Genomic DNA, 384 nt, shown 5'->3' with positions numbered 1-384 from the left:
TTGTATGTTGATGTAACAACAGCCAAAGCATTAGAATTAAAAGGTGTAACTGTAAAAGGCAAATTGGTTGTCATTGGTGACAACAAGACAGTCGGTAAGTTAACGATCACTGATTCAAAGATTGAAGCAATCAGTACGCAGACAAGAAATGCGGAAGTAGTATTAAATGGTAAAACAGAGGTTAATAAAATCGTATTGGAAGAAACAGCAGCGATAACACCGGATAAGAGCTTCAAAGGTGAAGTAGAGAAAATTGAAGTACAATCAACAACCAAAGGTGAAATCGTGATTGAAGTTCCAGCACAGGAAGTAAGTACACGGACATATGCAAGTATCGACATTCAGGCACCGGTAGAAAGCCTTGAAGTAAAGACTGATACACAA

At 38.0% G+C, this 384-nt stretch carries 1 protein-coding gene; it reads left to right on the top strand.

Annotated elements, in window-relative coordinates:
* Nucleotides 1-384, top strand: a 384-nt coding sequence (locus tag DAHG_RS21325) for a hypothetical protein (protein WP_161650483.1), incomplete at both ends; no start/stop codon positions are given.

It is taken from the genome of Dielma fastidiosa (assembly GCF_000313565.1).
GTDB lineage: Bacteria > Bacillota_I > Bacilli_A > Erysipelotrichales > Erysipelotrichaceae > Dielma > Dielma fastidiosa.
This window is presented reverse-complemented; position numbering and strand designations above follow the sequence as displayed.